Here is an 18659-nt window from a genome sequence, read left to right on the forward strand (position 1 = left end):
ACTACAACTTGATACGCTCGACCTTGCCCACCAGCAAGATGTAGGACAGCGCGCCAATCAATGCCAGCACCGAGATGTAGGTGATCGCCGGGGCAAAAGAATCTCCCGTGGCGAGGAACCCGATCACGATAGGCGTGGCAATCGCCGACAGGTTACCGATGAAGTTGAACACCCCACCGGTCAACCCGAGCAGGCGCGCCGGGGCGAGCGTCGACACCAGCGACCAGGTGATCGAAGCCAGTCCGTTGCCGAAGAATGCCAGCGCGAGGAAGGCAATCACCAGCGGCGTCGACTCGACGAAGTTGGCACCGATGATCGAGGTGGAAATCAACAAACCGCTGATGATCGGCAACTTGCGGGCAAAACCCACCGTGCAGCCGCGACGGATCAAAAAGTCAGAGAAGAAACCGGAACACAGCACGCCGACAAAGGCCGCGAGAAACGGCAGCGACGCCAACAGGCCGGACTTGATGAAGTCCATCCCGCGGTATTTCACCAGGTAGGTCGGGAACCAGGTCAGGAAAAACCACAGCGTCGAATTGAGGCAGAACTGCCCGAGGTAAATGCCCCAGAGTTTGCGCTGGGTCAGGACAATGCCCAGGTCGGTCCAGCTGAATTTGGCCTTGACCTTGGCCTGTTCGGCCTGGATATCCACCAGCCCGCCGCCCTGGCGGATCAAATCGATTTCCGCGTCATTGGCGCCTTTGAAATCCCGCGGCTCGCGATACACCGCGTACCAGATCACCGCCCACACAATGCCCACCGCACCGGTGGCGACGAACACCATGTGCCAGCCGAATTCGTGCTGAAGCCACGCCAGTACCGGCGTCAGGAAGGCCAGGCCGACGAATTGCCCGGAGGTGTAAAAACCAATCGCTGTGGCACGCTCGCGCTCGGGAAACCAGGTGGTGACCACGCGGCTGTTGATCGGATACGCCGGCGCTTCCAGCGCACCGACCGCCATACGCAATACAAACAGCGCGATGAAGCTGGCGGCGAAGCCGAGCATCACCGTGGCCACCGACCACAGCAGCAAGGCGACGCTGTACAGAATCCGTGGTGGCACACGATCCACCAGCCAGCCACCGGGAATTTGCATGGCGGCGTAGGTCCAGCCGAAGGCAGAGAAGATCAGGCCGACGTGGATTGGATCGATGCCCAGGTCACTGGTCAAGGCCGGGGCGGCAATCGACAGGTTACTGCGGTCCAGGTAGTTGATCACCACGGTGATGAACAACAGCACCATGATGAAAAAACGCTTGCGGCTGGGCGTCACCAACGACGCCTGCCCGGTGAGGGTTTGCGGTTGCATGGGGGGTGCCTCTTCTTATGTTTATTGAGGTCGTTCTAAAGACTGACGCAGATCCCTTGTAGGAGTGAGCCTGCTCGCGATAGCGGTGTGTCATTCAGCATTGATGTCGACTGACACACCTTCGCGAGCAGGCTCGCTCCTACAGGGGATTTGTGGTGGATCAGAGATCACTCACCACTCGGCAAAACTGCCATCGGCATGGCGCCAGATCGGGTTGCGCCAGCGGTGGCCGATGGCCGCGCGTTCGATCACGTATTCCTCGTTGATCTCGATACCCAGGCCCGGGCCGTTCGGGATCTTCACGAAGCCTTGGTCGTAGTCGAACACCCGTGGGTCTTTGACGTAGTCGAGCAGGTCGTTGCTCTCGTTGTAATGGATGCCCAGGCTCTGCTCCTGGATGAATGCGTTGTAGCAAACGGCGTCCAGTTGCAGGCAAGCCGCCAGGGCAATCGGGCCCAGCGGGCAATGCAGCGCCAGCGCGACGTCATAGGCTTCGGCCATGTTGGCAATCTTGCGGGTTTCGGTGATGCCACCGGCGTGGGACGCATCTGGCTGGATGATGTCGACGTAGCCTTCGCTGAGCACGCGCTTGAAATCCCAGCGCGAGAACAGCCGCTCACCCAAGGCGATCGGCGTGCTGGTCAGCGGCGCGAGCTCTTTGAGCGCCTCGTAGTTTTCGCTGAGCACCGGTTCTTCGATGAACATCAGCTTGTACGGATCGAGTTCCTTCATCAGCACCTTGGCCATGGGCTTGTGCACCCGGCCATGGAAGTCCACGCCGATGCCGACGTTCGGGCCGACGGCATCGCGCACGGCAGCGACATTGGCCAGGGCCTGGTCGACCTTGTCGAAGGTGTCGAGGAATTGCAGTTCTTCGGTGCCGTTCATTTTCACCGCGGTGAAACCACGCTCCACCGCTTCTTTCGCCGCCCGTGCCGTGTCTGCCGGACGGTCGCCGCCGATCCACGAATACACACGAATCTTGTCCCGCACCTGACCGCCCAACAGGTCGCTGACCGACACGCCCAGCGCCTTGCCCTTGATGTCCCACAAAGCCTGGTCGATACCGGCCAGGGCGCTCATGTGGATCGCGCCGCCACGGTAGAAGCCGCCGCGATAGAGCACGGTCCAGATATCTTCGATGTTGCGCGGGTCTTTGCCGATCAGGTAGTCGGACAACTCTTCAACGGCAGCGGCAACGGTGTGGGCGCGGCCTTCGACCACGGGCTCGCCCCAACCGGTGACGCCTTCGTCGGTTTCGACCTTGAGGAAGCACCAGCGCGGCGGAACGATGAAGGTGGTCAGTTTGGTGATTTTCATCTGTTTGTCTCTCTTGTTAGATGCAGCGCTCGCAGCGCCCAAAAAGTCTTAGCGAAGGGCCTTCCACGCAGCGACATAGGCCTTGGCATTGGCCGCCACTTGTTCCGCCGTCATGCCCGGTTTGAACAGACCGGAGCCGAGGCCGAAGCCTTTGACGCCAGCGTCGATAAACACCTGCATGTTGTCCGGCGTGATGCCGCCGACCGGCGCCAGAATCGTTCCCTCCGGCAGCACGGCCAGCCAGGCTTTGACGACCGCCGGCCCCATCTGCTCGGCCGGGAACATCTTCAGCACATCCGCGCCTTCAGCCAGTGCCGCGAAGGCTTCGGTCGGCGTAGCGACACCCGGCGACAGGTAAAGTCCCGCCGCTTTCGCCGCGCGCAAGACCTTCGGATCGCTATGGGGCATGACGATCACCTGGCCGCCCGCGGCTTTCACTTGCTCGACCTGCTCCGGCGTCAACACCGTGCCGGCACCGATCAGGCAATCGGCGGGCAAGATGCTGCGCAGGATGCGGATACTTTCGTACGGCTCAGGGGAATTGAGCGGCACTTCGATGACGCGAAATCCGGCGGCGTACAGGACTTCGCCGATGGCGGCCGCTTCCTGCGGGCGCAGGCCGCGCAGGATCGCGATCAGTCCGTTTTGCGCCAAGGCTTGTTTGAGCATGTCAGGTCTCCAGTCAGGTTTAACGGGATGCGGTGCGCGTGACCAGGCCGGCAGCCAGCGCCAGTTGCCACAATCCGCGTTCGGTGGCCTGTTCGGCCAGGGTCACCCGGGCAAAACCGCAGGCGTCGAGCGCACGGCTGTAGCGGGCACAGAGTTGGGTGTTGCCAATGAGGATGATCGAAGGCAGGTGCACGCTGTTGCGCCGGCGCCGCTGGACGCTGGCCAGGGCCGCCAACTCATGGCCGATCAGCAGACCGGACAGGTAGTCCGCCTGAGCGCTGGCGCTCAATTCGCCGGTCAGCCCGAGACTGCGGGCGCTGAACATCGTCGACAGCGGACCGGTTTCACCGTCCGCCGACAACGCGACCTGCACACCACGATCAAACGCATCGCCATCGAAGGATCCGCCACGCTGATGGGTGCGTCCGAGAATGCTGTGCTCGCTGAGCACGGCGAACACTTCGCCGGTCATGAACGTATCGAAATGCACGATGCAGCCGTCGGCCACTTCCACCCATTTCGAATGGCTGCCCGGCAGGCCGATCAGCAGATCAGCGCCCGCCTCGCTCGTCAGGTTTTGCAGCACACCGAGCACCTGGGTTTCTTCGCCGCGCATCACGTTCGGCAAAGGCGAACGCTCGATGACGCCGGGCACGATGTGCACATCGATGCCGCGCAGGCTGCGCACGGTTTGCAAGGATGTACCGAGAGTGGCGACGTTTGCCGGCGTGTCGCGGTAGGCCGCTTCGCGCCAGCCCTGGGCGCTGCCGACCATGCCGCAGGCAATCACCGGCAAGTCCGGCTGGGCATCGAGCCAGTCACCGCAGGCCTCGTCGAACGCCAGTTCAAAGCCGTCGGCGCATTCCCGGCCGCCAATGATTCGCGGCGCTTTCGGTAGCTGCATGATCCCCGACGACAGCGAACGCTGTTCGAGGACCAAGCCACCTTCAGCCAGTTTGTAAGCACGTAATGAGGTTGTCCCCCAGTCGAGCGCGATCAATTGCGCCTGCATCGCTTCACCTGTTTTGGTTTTTGGCAGTGAGTGAGCGGGACTATAAACCTGTGCCGGGATAAATCTCAATATATAAATATCAATCCCACATTATGAGACTAGGCAAAAAAAGATCGCAACCTTCGGCAGCTCCTACACGGGATCGTCCGCCGCGGTTTGGCGGTGTACATCGATCCGTAGGAGCTGCCGAAGGCTGCGATCTTTTAAGAAGTTTCAGTTACCCGCTGCGAAATCCCGCAACACCGCTCCATCCATCCGATAGCGAACCCACTCCTCCTGCGGCTGCGCCCCCAGGGACTTGTAGAATTCGATGGCCGGGGTATTCCACTCCAGCACGCTCCACTCGAAACGACCGCAGTCGTTGGCGCAGGCGATTTTCGCCAGATGCCGCAGCAGGGTTTTGCCCGCGCCTCCGCCGCGCTGTTGCGGGGTGATGTAGAGGTCTTCGAGGTACAGGCAATTGCTGCCAAGCCAGGTGGAATAGCTGAAGAAGAACACCGCGAAACCGATGGGTGCACCGTCGCGCAGGCAGATCAGGCCATGGGCGGTGGCGCCTTCGCTGAACAGGCTGCGCTCGATGTCGGCAACACTGGCAATGACTTCATGGCGGGCACGCTCGTAGTCGGCCAGTTCAGTGATGAACGCGAGGATTTGCGGTGCGTCACTGGGGGTCGCCGGGCGGATTTCGATCGTCATGGACGTGCCTTGTCAAAAGTGGAAAACGCCATACTAAGTCGGCGCGGTACTTGTGGCGAGGGGGCTTGCCTGTGGCGAAGGGGCTTGCCCCCGTTGGCCTGCGAAGCAGGCCCTTCCTCAGCGATTGCACTCCACCTGAAAGACTCCAGTGTTTTTATTGGGGTTGCTGCGCAACCCAACGGGGGCAAGCCCCCTCGCCACAAAAGCTGGATCGCCACAACAGTGCAAATGCGTTACTCCGGTCAACACTAACCCTGGCATCGATAACCTCGGACCTAACATTCGGGCACTGCGTGATTAGATAGCCGCGCTGCTCATTTATCCGGCCAAGGAACCGCGTCATGTCTACCGCAACGCCCCCGGTTTCAAGCAAGCTGTTCGGCCTGTTTTGCCTCGCCAGTTACCTGTTGTCGTTGTCCTACGGTTCGACGTTTTTGCTCTCATTGCTGATCGCTTCTCGCGGCGGCAACGAACACGACGCCGGCAGTGTGATTTCGGCGGCGATGCTCAGCACCTTTGCGGCGGTGATTGTTTCCGGCCATTTGTCCGATTTGCTCGGTGCCGCCCGCTCGGTAGCGCTGTTCGGTGTTTTGCTGGTAGCGGCCAGCCTGGGCTTCGCCCTGACCCCGGGCTTTGGCCATCTGTTGTTGTTTTTCGGCCTGCTGCTGGGACTGGGCTGGGGCGTGTTCTACACCCTGGGGCCGATCATCGTGGCAAGCCTGGTGACACCCGCACAGCGTGCCAAATACTTCGCCCTGCTGTCGGGCAGCATGATGACCGGGATTGGTAGTGGTCCGTTGCTCGGCCGCGCGGCGAGCGCCCTCGGTTATCCGGTGACCGCGGCGTTTTACCTGGCGGCACTGGCCAGCCTGATCGGTGTACTGCTGTTCTGGCGACTGGACCGGCAATTGAAACAGGCCCCCGCGCAATCTGGCAGCGTGTCGCGGATTTCCTGGCGTGCAGCGGCTCAGGTGCTGTCGTCCAGGGCCGTTTTCCCGATCATCATGGTCGGTCTCGGCGGCTGCGTTTTCGGTGGTCTGTCGAGCTTTCAAACCAGTTATGCGGCGGCGCACTCGCTCGACTACTCGTTGTTCTTCCTCGGTTTCATGAGCGCGGCGATCAGCGGCCGCATGCTGGTTGCCGGCTTCGTGGTCAAGCGCGATCCATTGCGTGCGTCGTGCCTGCTTTCGGGGTTGATGCTGACGTCGATCGTGATGTTCGGTTTTGTCGTCGACAGCAGCTTCAGCTACCTGCTCGCGGCGGTGATGCTCGGGATCGGTTACGGCCTGACCTACTCGGTGATCAACGGCCTGGCCGCCAATGAAGCGCCGAACGGCACCACCGCGCAATCCTTGTTGTTGTTCAGCCTGTCGTACTTCATCGGCGTATTCGGCTTTCCTTTGCTGGCCGGGAAAATCATCGTCGAACAAGGCATGACCACGCTGTTGCTCACGGTGCTGGCGGTGGCTGCGCTCAACTGGATGATCACCGTGGGCCGTTTGATCCGGCGTAGGGCCACAGCGGTCAGGGCATTGGAACAGGCCTGAGCCGTTCGTCGCTGACAATGCACCCATCCGGATCGAGGGCGGACTAATCAGGTAAGGACTCTACCCGTTGGAGACAACACCATGATCCTGTCCAGGTTGACCGCTCTCGCCCTCGCCGCCCTGCTGTCTTCTGCCGCGTTCGCCGGGACCATCGGCTCGAGCACCGGCCCGACCAACCCGGTGGAAAAGCCCAGGGCACCGGCGATCCAGAGTGCTCCCGGCATGAACACCGATGGCACGACGATCGACCACAACCTCCCGCCAGCCACCGGCACCGACCCGCGAACCCAGGGCAATGACACGGGTCGTCCGCGCGGGACGAACCTGCCGGACAAAAAAACACCCGGCAGTGGCGGCCTCGGTTCAAGCACCACCGAGGACGAGGAAAGCAACATGAGCCAGTAATCAAGCCAGGAGAAATCCCATGCCTCGTGGAAGCAAAACCAAATACACGGCCGAGCAAAAACGCAAGGCGCAACACATCGAAGACAGTTACGAAAGCAAAGGCCTTTCAAAGGATGAAGCCGAAGCCCGCGCCTGGGCGACCGTGAACAAACAGTCCGGCGGCGGCGAACGGGCCGGTGGATCAGGGCGCAAGAAACCGGCCAGGGCAAAGTCGGCAGATCGCAAGGAGTCGGCGCGTCGAGCGGTGGCCACTCGTAAGGGGCACTCACGCGATAGCGCTGTATCCAGAGAGGCCCAGACGGTCGATAGCTTGAGGAAGGAAGCCCGGGCCAAGGGTATTCCCGGGCGGTCCTCGATGCGCAAGAAAGAGCTGATCGAGGCGTTGCGCAAGGCGGGTTAAGGCCAACTGTTTTGTGTTGAAGCTGATGGCCTCATCGCGAGCAAGCTCGCTCCCACAGTTGACCGGGTTGTTCAGACGAACGCGGTCCCCTGTGGGAGCGAGCTTGCTCGCGAAGGCGGTCTGTCAGGCACCATGGATATTGAATGTGCCGGCCTCATCGTCGGATCGCCGCCCGGAGCAAGCTCGCTCCCACGGATAGTGGATGTCAGCGCTGTTTCAGGCGGTCGATCACCACCGCCAACAGCAGAATCGAACCCCGAATCACATACTGATAAAACGTATCGATGTTCTTCAGGTTCATCGCATTCTCGATGATCGCCAGAATCAGTACCCCGGCAATCACGTGCCGGATCATGCCGATCCCGCCACTCAGCGAAACCCCGCCCAACACACAGGCCGAGATCACCGTCAGCTCGAAACCCTGGCCGATCATCGGTTGGCCGGAGGTCATGCGCGACGCCAGGATCACCCCGGCCAACGCACCGATCACGCCATGCACGGCAAAGATGATGATCTTGGTCCGGTCGACATTCACACCGGCCAGCAACGCCGCTTCCTGGTTGCCGCCGATGGCCATGGTGTTGCGCCCATAGGTGGTGTAGTTCAGCAGCCAGCCGAAGAACAGGAAACAGACGATGGTGATCAGGATCGGTACCGGCACGCCGAACAACTGGCCGTTACCGAAGACGAAGAACGATTCCTGGGACACCCCCACCGCTTTCCCGTTGGCGAAGATGTAGGCCAGGCCACGCACGATCTGCATGGTCGCCAGCGTGGTGATCAGCGCGTTGACCCGTAATTTGGCGATGACGATGCCGTTGATCAGCCCGACGATCAGGCCCATCACGAGCGCCGCACAGACTCCGAGAAACACGCTGTCGGTGTCGCGCATCACCACCGCCGCGACTACTCCGGCGCAGGCAATCACCGAGCCCACCGACAAGTCGAAATGCCCGGACGCCAGGCAATACAACATGGTGCACGCCGCGATCCCGGTGGTGGAAATCGCCAGGCCCAGGCCGCGCATATTCAGCGGTGACAGGAAGTTGTCGATCAGCAAGGTGCAGGCGACAAAGATGCCGACCGCCGCCAGCAGCATTACCCAGTCATCGAGAAAACGCCGCATATCCAGCGGTTTGCGCGTGGTTGGCAGGGTGTTGTTTTGGGTTGTCATCATAGTCACCTCTCAGTTCGCCACGCCGTCGGCGCGTTGGCGCGGCAAAGCCAGTTGCAGCAGGTTGGATTCGTTGGCCTGTTCGCGGCTCAGCTCGCCACGCAGGGCGCCTTCGCACAGCACCAGGATGCGGTCGGAAATGCCCATGACTTCCATCAAGTCGCTGGACACCACAATCACCGCGATCCCCTCGGCCGCCAGGTTATGGATGATCTGGTAGATCTCGGCCTTGGCACCGATGTCGATGCCGCGGGTGGGTTCGTCAAGCAGCAGCACTTTCATCGGCATCGACAGCCAGCGGCCGAGAATGGCCTTCTGCTGATTCCCGCCGGAAAGAAACCTGATCTGCTGCCCGGCGTGGGGCGTCTTCACCTTGAGCGCCTTGATCTGCTGGTCGGCGTTGTCCTTCTCCCACAGGCCACGCAACAGGCAGCCGAAGGTGGCATGGGCGCCGCGTGCGCTGATGTTGATGTTCTCGGCGACGCTGGCCAGCGGCAGGATGCCTTCCTTCTTGCGGTCCTCGGGGCACAACAGGATCCCGGCGGCAATCGCGTCCCTGGGTGAACGCAGCTTCAGTTCATGGCCACGAAGCTTCAGCTGTCCGGCGCTGTTGCGCGCCAGGCCGCTGAGCAGGCGCAACAGCTCGGTGCGACCGGCACCGACCAGCCCGAACAGCCCGAGGATTTCGCCTTTGTGCACCTCGAAACTCACCGGCTCACGCAACCCCGGCCCAAGCAAACCGTCGACCTTGAGCGCCACCGCGCCGCGCTGACGGGGGCGGTAATCATAGATGTCCTGAATGTCACGACCGACCATGCAGGTGACCAGTTGATCGTGGGTCAGCTGGCTCATGTCCTCGAACGTGCGCACGTACCGCCCGTCCTTGAACACCGTCACCGCGTTGCAGATGCGGAACACTTCTTCCATGCGGTGGGAGACATAGAGCACCACTTTGCCCTCGTCCCGCAGCCGGCCGATGATCGCCATCAAGCGCTCGATCTCCCGCGCCGAAAGGCTGCTGGTGGGTTCGTCGAAGGCAATCACATGGGCGCCACGGGACAACGCCTTGGCGATCTCCACCAGTTGCCGCTGACCGAGGGACAGGCGCCCGACTTTCTCTTGCGGGTCGATTTCATCGGCCAGGCCTTTGAGACAGGCCAGTGCCTGCTGGCGCAGGGCACCGCGGTTGATCAGGCCGAAACTGGCCGGCAGATGCCCCAGAAACAGGTTCTCCGCCACGGTCATTTCCGGCACCAGATGCAGCTCCTGATGGATCACCGCGACGCCACTGCCGATGCTGTCGGCGGTGGACTTGAAGTCCATCGCCCGTTCGCCGATCTGCAAGGCACCGCTGCTGGGCGTATAGGCCCCGCCGAGGATTTTCAGCAGCGTCGACTTGCCGGCACCGTTCTCGCCCATCAAGGCATGAACCTGCCCTGGATGGGCGACGAAGCTGATGTTGTCCAGCGCCTTCACCCCGGGAAAGGTCTTGCCGATCCCGTTGAAGCGCAAGCTGCCGCTGTGTTGTTGTGTATTTGTTTGCGCGTGCATAACCCACCTCTTCAATCCGCTCAGGCAGCCCCGTCGCCGAGGCCGCCGCTGAAATCAAACGGCTGTCAGTTCCACAGGCCGATCTTTTCCAGTTCCTGCTTGAAGTTGTCGCGAGTGATCAGCGTCACGTCGTCCATGGCGGTGAATTTCGCCGGTTCAGTGCCGGTGGTGACCCACTCGTACATCATGCTCGCGGTGTTGTAGCCCTCGATGTGCGGGCTTGGCAGCATCGAGCCGTAGAAGCCGCTGTCGGGTTTCTTCAGCTCGCCGATGGCGTCGGTACCGTTGATACCGATGCCGATCACGTTGGCCGCAGCGAAACCCGCGCTCTCGGTGGCGCGCACGCCGCCCAGGACGGTGTTGTCGTTCATGCCACCAATGATCAGGTTCTTCGCTGCACCCGGCAGTTTCACCAGGGCGGAGTTGGTGGCGTCCATACTGCCTGGCACATCGAGGGTTTTCAGGGCCGCGAACAGGATGTGGTCTTTCGGCATGCCGGCGTCTTCGAGTGCCTTGACCGAGCCGTCGGTGCGCTTCTTGCCGGTGTCGAGTTCGTTGTAGGTGTTGATCACCGCATAGGTGTCTTTCCAGTCCCAGCCGCGCTTCTTCGCCTCGGTGGCCATGGCGTTGCCCTGCTTCTGGCCGACTTCGAACGCGGCCATGCCCAGGTACGGCACATCCTCCATGAACTTGCCGCTGGCATCGACGAAACGGTCATCGACGGCAATCACTTTCAGCCCGTTGAGTTTGGCCTTGGCCATGATCGCAGGTCCCAGGGACACGTCCGGCGGGCAGATCACGAAGCCTTTGGCGCCGTTGGCCGCGAGGCTGTCGATGGCAGAAAGGGTTTTCTCACCGTCCGGCACGGCGATCTTGATCAGGGTGAAGCCCTTCTCTTTCCCGGCCTTTTCGGCAAAGGCCCATTCGGTCTGGAACCAGGGCTCCTCCGCTTGCTTGACCAGGAAACCGATTTTCACTTGCTCGGCCGCCAGCAGCGTGCTGCTCAGGCTGAACGCCGAGACCGCCAGCGCGGCACAGCACAGGGAACGGATAGCATGACGACGATTCATAAGCTGACTCCTTGTTATTGTTCTTGAGCGTTCTTTGAAAGCGTTCTTTATAAACAAAGGACGGTAAAACCGTACTGCCAATAGTCATATCGTATGATCATTGGATTTCAGGCGTAGTAATGCGCCTGAAAGCCCAATGACTCAGTCGTGGTACATCACCGAGCGCCCGCCATCGATAGTGATGCACGAGGCATTGATGAACGGCGCTTCATCGCTGGCCAGGAACACGGCGGTCATTGCCACTTCGATCGGCTGACCGATGCGACGCGGCGGGTGCAGGTCAAACGCGCGCTGGCGTTCGGCGTGGGGGTCGGCGAAACCGTTCCAGTAATCGATGTTGATCTGGGTTTCGATATAGCCCGGCGCAATGGCATTGACGCGGATGCCCTTGGCCGCATATTCGATGCCCAGCGCGCGGGTCAGGCCGAGCAGGCCATGCTTGGCCACCGGGTACGGGAAGCAGCCCGGAATGATGTGGGAGGAATGGGTGGAGGCAATGTTGATGATGCTGCCGATGCCCTGTTCGATCATCTGCGGCAGCACCGCCTTGCAACCGTACCAGGCGCCATCGAGGTCAATGGCAAAGCAGCGATGCCAGTCTTCTTCGGTCATTTCCAGCGGATCACGGAACACGTTGACCCCGGCGCAGTTGACCAGCACATCGATCCGGCCGTGCAGGTCGATCGCCAGCCGGGCCATGGCGTGTAAATCCTGTTGACGCGACACGTCGGCCTTGATCGCTACCACATCGGCGCCTTTGTCCCGCCAATGCGCCGCGACCTTCTCGACTTTCTCGGCCTGAATGTCGCTGACGATCAACCTGGCCTGCTGGGACGCGAAGGTCGCCACAATCGCTTCGCCAATGCCCTGGGCGGCACCGGTCAGCAACACGACCTTGTTTTTCAGGCGTTCGCCCTTGGGCGGTTCGGGTACCGGTGGCAATGACAATGGTTCAGCCATGGATCAAGACTCCTGTTCGAAAACACGACGAAAACCGGGCATCTGTCGATGTCCGGTCAAAAGGCATTGAGGAAGAAACAGCCGAGGGCGAAAACGTTTCAGCTCGGAAACGGTCTGAGGCACTGTCTGCGCAAGGAGCACGGGGAAACTTCGCTGCATCACTTCACCTGTTTTGTTTTTTTAAGTGTGAGTGCATGAAACTGGTGAGGCCGACTATAAACCCGGCTCGCGATAAATCTCAATATATATATTCACATCCCATATTTTGGGATTTATCCAGCAAACCGTGTGCAATGCTTTCCAGGCACATCCACCGGAATCGACAACACGGCCCCATCCAACGGATGGCCCAGCGGACTTGCCGCACTGGTGATGTACAGGGTTGTCAGGTTTTCACCGCCGAACACACAGCTGGTGGGACGACTGACCGGCAGCTCGATGATCCGATCGACGTTGCCGTCCGGGCTCAACCTGAGCAGGCAGCTGCCGTCCCAACGGGCATTCCAGATAAATCCTTCGGCATCCATCGCCGAACCGTCCGGGCCGCCACGCCTATGCGGACCAAACCAGACCTGCGGCGCATCGAGGGCGCCGTCGGTACGGATGAAATGTCGATACAAGGTGCCGTCGAGGCTGTCGCCGAAATACACGCTGGTGGCGTCATCGCTCCACAGCAGCGTGTTGGGAATGCCCAGATTGCGCAGCAATGGCGCAACCCGCCCGGCACGATCGATGCGGAACAGTCCACCGGAACGACGGACGATGAGCAGGTCTTCGCCGTGTTCTCCGATATTGTTTTGCATGGTGCCGAGCCAGAGCCGGCCCTGGGTGTCGCAGCGGGCTTCGTTGGGGCGGTTGCCCGGTTGCGGATCGGCCACGCAGAACAACGTCAGGCGCGGGTCCAGGCCAGGAGAGTCGAGATCGAGCCGATAAACCCCGCTGCTCAATGTCACCAGCGCATCGCCGCTTTCACAGGGGATGAAGGCCGACACATGTTCCGGCATCTGCCAGATCTGCACGTTGGCGCCGATCAACCGCAGTGCCTGTTTGCCCGCGATATCCACCCAATACAGCGCCTGGCTCGGCGCATCCCAGAACGGGCCTTCGCCCAGTTTCGCCCGATGTTCGGTCACCGCAGTCCACGCCATGGAACCTCCTGCATTGTTCTTGTTTCGGGGGGTGTAGGAGCTAGCTTGCTCGCGAAGGTGTGCCAGTCGACCTCGTGGTAGCTGATACACCTTCGCGAGCAAGCTAGCTCCTACAGTAGCCCTTCGTTTTCAGCTGGCTTTTTTATCGGCCATGACTTGTGGGTAGTAACGCTTGATCGCAAGGTCGGCGTTATCGATCAGGGTCATGCAGGCCCAGACACCCCGGGCGGTATCACGGGCCGCGATAGCCTCGGCCAGGTCCCGGTGAATCGGCAAGGTGCGACGCAGTTCATCCGGGTCGGCGGCGGACACTTCAAAGGCCACCGCCAGCAACGCGCCGAGGGCGGGAACCATCTGTTCGATGAATTGATTGTGGCTGGCAGCGAGGATGCACTCGTGGAAGAACTGGTCGGCACGGTTGTAATCGATGCCGCTGTCCACCGCCCGTTCCAGCGCGTTGCAGGCCAACAGGATCGCGTTCACCTGTTCGCCGGTTGCGCGCTCGCAGGCCCAGCGCACGGCCATCGGTTCGATGGTGCGGCGCAGGTCGAGCAGATCGTCGACGAAGTTTTCCGGCAAGCCGCTGCGCGACAACCAGCCGACGACTTGTGGATCGAAGAGGTTCCAGCGCCGCACCGGCAACACCCGCGTGCCGACCTTCGGGCCGACTTCGAGCATGCCTTTGGCAACCAGGGTTTTGATCGCTTCGCGGATGACCGTGCGACTCACGCCGAGTTGTTCGCCGAGGTCGGCTTCGACCTTGAGTGACTCACCGGGCTTGACCTGCCCCGTGGCGAGCCAGCATCCCAGCCAATCAACGGTCGAAGCATGAAAGCTGCTGGACATGGACACCTCAAAGCCGTACGTGATGGAAGCTCACGCTAATCATCGTACGATTGGGTGTCAATTTGATTTTTTGAATATTCGGAAAACCCTGTGGGAGCGGGCTTGCTCGCGAAGGCGTCGTCTCAGAAACAGTGATGTTGACTGACACTCCGCTTTCGCGAGCAAGCCCGCTCCCACAAGTTGTTATGCGTCAGGGTTCGAGGCCGATGGGGAAGAACTCGCCGCCACTCCATACACCGAGCCAGCGCTGGCCGTCGATCTCGCGGCTCACTGCAAGCTCCACCAATTGATAGAACACGTTGCGATGGATCAAGGCTTCAAGATTGCTGCGCACATGCACATAAGGGGCCGGTTCCTGCGTTACCGGATCGATGACCACGCGCATCGGGTGCTCGGCACCGGCCTCGGTGGTTTCATCGACGTTGGTGATAAAGCGCAACACCTGCGCCTCGCCCTCGCCTTCCACGTCCACCGCAATCGCCACGAACGGCGCATCGTCGACCTTGATGCCGACCTTTTCGACCGGCGTGATCAGGAAATAATCATCGCCGTCGCGGCGAATGATGGTGGAGAACAGCTTGACCATCGGCTTGCGCCCGATCGGCGTGCCCAGGTAATACCAGGTGCCGTCGCGGGCGATGCGCATGTCGATGTCGCCGCAGAAATCGGGATTCCACAGGTGCACCGGCGGCAAGCCTTTGGTCTTGGGGATTTGCCCCAGCAGGTCGTTGGCTTTTTGCGGGCCACTCATGGTGTTCTCCTTGGCATTACTGGTCGCTGAGCCCCAGCAGGCTGCGCGCGTATTGCTCCAGCGGCGGGCCCATCAGGTCTTCGGGTTTTTTATCGTGGAACGTCAGTAAACCGCCACGACTCTTGATGGTCGCAGTATCAATCAAATACTGGGTGCTGGTCTCGATCAACATGACCTGAATCATACCGCTATCGATGCCGAGACGATCCAGGGCTTCCTGGTCCAGCCACTCGTCCGAGTTGCCGATACGGTCGTCAGACTTGGCAAATCGGGTGTAGAGCAGATAGTGCGCACCGGCGGCACGGGCTTCGCCCATGGCCTGGTCGAGACCTTCCGGCGTACGGGCACGGCGGACCATCGGGAAGTATTCGACGAAGCCATCGAACGCGACTTCGGCAATCACGTTGGGCCGTGGGTAAACGTCGCTGCCTGGGGGCATGAAAGCACCCTGGGCGATGTAGACGAACGAGTCCGGTTGAATGCGCAGATTGTTTACGCGACGACTGTCGCTGTGATCGAGTAACCCCGCATCGCTCATATGGTAACGAGTCCCTTCGGCCATATCGCTGACGTTCATGCAGCCACCAAGTGCCAAAACGGCCAGCAGCAAAACCAGGCTACGCATCCTATCCTCCAGAGACCGGTGTCGGAAAACCGGCGAATGGCCGTAGGATGCAGCTTTTGCGCCAGCTCATGAACATTGTTGACTGATCTATCGCCATCGCGAGCAAGCTCGCTCCCACAAGGATTTATGCGATACCTGTGGGAGCGACGGTGCGGCGATCCGACCTGCTCGCGATGACGGACGATCAGCCGCCAATAATCTTCATGACAGTCGCACCACCAGAGAACGCCACTTCCTGCTTGTCGCCCAAGGCTTTCACCAAGAGCCTCTGCAAGGCCGGCAGTGCTTGATGGCGCGGCTTGTCCAGCAGGTCGCCGATGTAATGGCGATTGCTCGACGACAGGCAGCCATGCAGCCACCCGGTGGAGGATAAACGCAAGCGTGAACAGGTCCGGCAGAACGGCACACTTTCATTGGCGATCACGCCGAAATAGCCTTGTCCCGGAATTTCATAGCGAACGGCCGTTGCATCGACCGGGGCATCGGCTTGCAGATATTCATAGCGCTCGCCGATCAGGCTCAACAACTGCTTGAGGCTGACGAACTGTTGCAGAAAGGCATTGGAATCGCTGGCCAGGTGCCCCATGCGCATCAGCTCGATGAAGCGCAGTTCATAACCACGCTCCAGACAGTAGTCGAGCAGCGGCATCACTTGATCGAGGTTCTGCCCGCGCAGCGGCACCATGTTGACCTTGATCTTCATGCCGGCCGCACTGGCCTCGTTCATGCCGTTGAGCACGGTGGCCAGGTCGCCGCCCCGGGCAATGGCACGGAACGCACTGGCGTCGAGGGTATCGAGGGAAACGTTGAGGCGTCGAATGCCGGCGTTCACCAGCAGTGGCAGTTTCTTCGCCAGCAACTGGCCATTGGTGGTCAGACTGATGTCTTCCAGGCCCATCTGCCCGACCGCCGTCATGAACGCTTCGAGTTTCGGGCTGACCAGCGGCTCGCCGCCGGTAATACGCAGACGCTCGATCCCCGCCGCTTCAATCAGATAAGCCACACCACGCGCCATGGCTTCGGCCGACAGCTCATCCTGCGCAGCCACCAGCCGCTTGCCATTGGGCACACAGTAGGTACAGGCGTAATTGCAGGCTGAGGTCAGGCTGATTCGCAAGTTGCGAAAACGCCTGCCTTGACGGTCAACGATCATGGTCACTCCGGCGGAAGAATATTCGGCCGCTAAAACTTGACCCAGAAATCAAGTTTTAGCAAGTCCTCTACCTGAGTATATTCCTGCGGCACTGCGCCAAGTAGCGAAATCATGGCGCAATAAGGCAACTGAATGGCTCAGCTGCCGGGAGTGTCGGTGTCGCGCTTGCGCTTGTTACCCATGCGCACGCCGATGTCCATCAGGAACTGGAAGAAACCTTCCTGATCTTCCAGCACATTGCTCCAGAACGGCGAGTGATACAGCGCGACAGCTCCGTGCACCAACGCCCAGGCCGCGCAGTAATGGAAGTAAGGCGGTACATCTTCCAGCTTGCCTTCACTGATCCGGCCTTTGATCAGCAGGGTCAGGCGTTCGAAATTCGAGGCACGGATCTTGTGCAGCTCCTCGATCATCTCCGGCACCTGGTTACCCTTGACCACTTTTTCTTCGAGGCGGTCGAACAGGCGATAGCGTTGTGGATCGCGCATGCGGAATTCGAAGTACGCCCGGGACAGGGCTTCCTTGTCCTTGTCGACATCGGCCGAATGCAGCAGTGTGTTCAAATCACGCTCGTAGTCGAGCATCAGGCGCAGATAGATTTCCGCCTTGGACTTGAAGTGCTTGTAGATCGTGCCTTTGCCGATACCGACGGCATCAGCGATCATCTCGACGGTGACACTGTCTTCACCCTGTTCGAGGAACAGCTTGAGCGCGGTATCGAGAATTTCCTGCTCGCGGCGGCGAAACTCACGGACCTTACGAGGTTCTTTATGCATAAGAAAAGGTCTGTCGGGGTCAAAATTCGAAGCCGCGTATTATGCCTAACTTGCGCCAAAATGCACGGATCATCCGACCATATCTGCGCTTTCTGGTCATTTCGCGTACGTTTGCAGGGTGATGAGAACTCTTCCGAAGCGCACGTATTCCAAATTTGTTTAAAAACCCGGGCTGCCAAACTGGACGAGGCGCAATCCTGATCAATACTTGAACTGTCGGCGGGGCATCTCCCCCAAGTGTCACGCCGATATTGGTACCAACGGACCGCGTACCATTGTTTTACTCCTAATGGTCTTAACCCGGATTCACCCCCCAGAACCCGGGTTTTTTTTGCCTGCGATTTAACCTTGTGGGAGCGAGCCTGCTCGCGAAAGCGGATTCGAACCCTAAACCGATTTCACATGCGCCAACGGAAACAACCGCTTGAAGTTCTCAGTGGTTTGCTCGGCAAACCGCTCGTAGGGCTCTCCACGCAACATTGCCAGAAATTCCGCAACTTCACGCACATACTGCGGCAGGTTTGGCTTGCCGCGATAGGGTATCGGCGCCAGGTACGGCGAGTCGGTTTCCACCAGCAATCGGTCGGCCGGCACCTTGCTGGCCACATCGCGCAACGCGTCGGCATTGCGGAATGTGACAATCCCGGACAGGGAAATGTAATAGCCCATGTCCAGCGCGGCCTTCGCCATCTCCCAGTCTTCGGTAAAGCAATGCAATACGCCCGCCTGGGGCAGTGCCGCTTCACGCAGCAAGTCCAGGGTATCGGTGCGCGCGCCACGGGTGTGGATGATCACCGGTTTGCCGGTCTGCTGCGCCGCTTGCAGGTGCAGGCGAAAGGATTCCTGCTGCAACTGCGCCGCTTCCGGCTCGTAGTGATAATCGAGGCCGGTTTCGCCGATGGCGACCACCCGCGGGTGATTGAGCTCCTGCAACAGCCAGTCCAGCGCCGGCGCGGCACCCGGCGGTACATCCAGAGGGTGCACACCCACCGAGCAGTCGACGTCGTCATAACGTTCGGCCAGGGCCTTGACGTCGGCCGCGTTGTCCGCGCTGACACCGATACACAGAAAGTGCCCTACCCCGCGCTGTCGGGCCGCCTCAAGGGCGGCATCCAGGGAGCCGTCGTGGGCGGCCAGGTCGAGGCGATCAAGGTGACAATGGGAATCTACGAGCATAAAAGGGCTGCAACTTACATCGAATGAGTGGGACGGTCGGATGTTCTGATACTCGGAGTCTAGGCGCG

General features: G+C 60.4%; 19 protein-coding genes. 3 read left to right on the forward strand and 16 right to left on the reverse strand.

All coding sequences use genetic code 11. From position 1 onward, the window contains the following. Window position 1 precedes the first annotated feature (1 nt). The 5 genes from ACM6IK_RS26650 to ACM6IK_RS26670 all read right to left on the reverse strand — a co-directional run bounded on the left by ACM6IK_RS26650 (window position 2) and on the right by ACM6IK_RS26670 (window position 5009). Window positions 2–1312 carry an MFS transporter gene (locus tag ACM6IK_RS26650; protein ID WP_414876680.1) on the reverse strand — a complete coding sequence of 437 codons (1311 nt, stop codon included), beginning with the start codon at window positions 1310–1312 and terminating at the stop codon, window positions 2–4. A 171-nt stretch (window positions 1313–1483) separates the two neighbouring features. Continuing rightward, the gene (gene dgoD, locus ACM6IK_RS26655) at window positions 1484–2632 is read right to left on the reverse strand and encodes a galactonate dehydratase (protein ID WP_414876681.1); all 1149 of its coding nucleotides are present in this window, start codon (window positions 2630–2632) and stop codon (window positions 1484–1486) included. A 48-nt stretch (window positions 2633–2680) separates the two neighbouring features. After that, window positions 2681–3301: a 2-dehydro-3-deoxy-6-phosphogalactonate aldolase gene (locus tag ACM6IK_RS26660; protein WP_414876682.1), complete on the reverse strand. Its 621-nt coding sequence runs from the start codon at window positions 3299–3301 to the stop codon at window positions 2681–2683. Between the two features lie 19 nt (window positions 3302–3320). Beyond that, window positions 3321–4313: a 2-dehydro-3-deoxygalactonokinase gene (locus ACM6IK_RS26665; RefSeq protein ID WP_414876683.1), complete on the reverse strand. Its 993-nt coding sequence runs from the start codon at window positions 4311–4313 to the stop codon at window positions 3321–3323. A gap of 213 nt (window positions 4314–4526) precedes the next feature. Continuing rightward, complete coding sequence (locus ACM6IK_RS26670) at window positions 4527–5009, reverse strand: GNAT family N-acetyltransferase (protein WP_057400335.1); 483 nt, start codon at window positions 5007–5009, stop codon at window positions 4527–4529. Between the two features lie 341 nt (window positions 5010–5350). Here ACM6IK_RS26670 and ACM6IK_RS26675 point away from each other — a divergent pair, with 341 nt between their 5' ends. The 3 genes from ACM6IK_RS26675 (at window position 5351) to ACM6IK_RS26685 (ending at window position 7361) form a co-directional block, all read left to right on the forward strand. After that, a complete protein-coding gene (locus ACM6IK_RS26675; RefSeq protein ID WP_414876684.1) occupies window positions 5351–6556 on the forward strand; it encodes an MFS transporter in 1206 nt (401 codons plus the stop codon). 81 nt (window positions 6557–6637) lie between these two features. Next, a complete protein-coding gene (locus tag ACM6IK_RS26680) occupies window positions 6638–6961 on the forward strand; it encodes a hypothetical protein (RefSeq protein WP_414876685.1) in 324 nt (107 codons plus the stop codon). A gap of 19 nt (window positions 6962–6980) precedes the next feature. Continuing rightward, window positions 6981–7361 (forward strand): Rho termination factor N-terminal domain-containing protein, encoded by a 381-nt coding sequence (locus ACM6IK_RS26685; protein ID WP_218427514.1) that lies wholly within the window; start codon window positions 6981–6983, stop codon window positions 7359–7361. Between the two features lie 205 nt (window positions 7362–7566). On the opposite strand, the gene araH is transcribed toward ACM6IK_RS26685, so the two are convergent. The 11 genes from araH to ACM6IK_RS26740 form a co-directional block, all read right to left on the reverse strand. Further along, entirely contained in the window at window positions 7567–8535 is a 969-nt protein-coding gene (gene araH, locus ACM6IK_RS26690; RefSeq protein WP_218427512.1) for an L-arabinose ABC transporter permease AraH, read from the reverse strand. A 12-nt stretch (window positions 8536–8547) separates the two neighbouring features. Continuing rightward, window positions 8548–10086: an L-arabinose ABC transporter ATP-binding protein AraG gene (gene araG / locus ACM6IK_RS26695; protein WP_414876686.1), complete on the reverse strand. Its 1539-nt coding sequence runs from the start codon at window positions 10084–10086 to the stop codon at window positions 8548–8550. 65 nt (window positions 10087–10151) lie between these two features. After that, entirely contained in the window at window positions 10152–11156 is a 1005-nt protein-coding gene (locus ACM6IK_RS26700; protein ID WP_414876687.1) for a substrate-binding domain-containing protein, read from the reverse strand. A 141-nt stretch (window positions 11157–11297) separates the two neighbouring features. After that, window positions 11298–12116: an SDR family oxidoreductase gene (locus ACM6IK_RS26705; protein ID WP_414876688.1), complete on the reverse strand. Its 819-nt coding sequence runs from the start codon at window positions 12114–12116 to the stop codon at window positions 11298–11300. Window positions 12117–12388: 272 nt separating this feature from the next. Continuing rightward, window positions 12389–13264, reverse strand: a complete 876-nt coding sequence (locus ACM6IK_RS26710) for an SMP-30/gluconolactonase/LRE family protein (RefSeq protein ID WP_414876689.1) — start codon at window positions 13262–13264, stop codon at window positions 12389–12391. A gap of 129 nt (window positions 13265–13393) precedes the next feature. Further along, window positions 13394–14110 carry a FadR/GntR family transcriptional regulator gene (locus tag ACM6IK_RS26715; RefSeq protein ID WP_056727210.1) on the reverse strand — a complete coding sequence of 239 codons (717 nt, stop codon included), beginning with the start codon at window positions 14108–14110 and terminating at the stop codon, window positions 13394–13396. Between the two features lie 190 nt (window positions 14111–14300). Further along, on the reverse strand, window positions 14301–14861 hold the full coding sequence (locus ACM6IK_RS26720; RefSeq protein ID WP_414876690.1) for a DUF1285 domain-containing protein: 561 nt from the start codon (window positions 14859–14861) through the stop codon (window positions 14301–14303). 16 nt (window positions 14862–14877) lie between these two features. Then, window positions 14878–15486 carry a DUF4823 domain-containing protein gene (locus tag ACM6IK_RS26725; protein WP_414876691.1) on the reverse strand — a complete coding sequence of 203 codons (609 nt, stop codon included), beginning with the start codon at window positions 15484–15486 and terminating at the stop codon, window positions 14878–14880. Between the two features lie 184 nt (window positions 15487–15670). Continuing rightward, on the reverse strand, window positions 15671–16639 hold the full coding sequence (locus tag ACM6IK_RS26730; RefSeq protein WP_414876692.1) for a GTP 3',8-cyclase MoaA: 969 nt from the start codon (window positions 16637–16639) through the stop codon (window positions 15671–15673). 137 nt (window positions 16640–16776) lie between these two features. Beyond that, on the reverse strand, window positions 16777–17415 hold the full coding sequence (locus tag ACM6IK_RS26735; RefSeq protein ID WP_108215361.1) for a TetR/AcrR family transcriptional regulator: 639 nt from the start codon (window positions 17413–17415) through the stop codon (window positions 16777–16779). A gap of 387 nt (window positions 17416–17802) precedes the next feature. Next, window positions 17803–18591: a TatD family hydrolase gene (locus ACM6IK_RS26740; protein WP_414876693.1), complete on the reverse strand. Its 789-nt coding sequence runs from the start codon at window positions 18589–18591 to the stop codon at window positions 17803–17805. Window positions 18592–18659: the final 68 nt, after the last annotated feature.

Source organism: Pseudomonas sp. IT-196MI5 (assembly GCF_949767415.1).
Lineage (GTDB): Bacteria > Pseudomonadota > Gammaproteobacteria > Pseudomonadales > Pseudomonadaceae > Aquipseudomonas.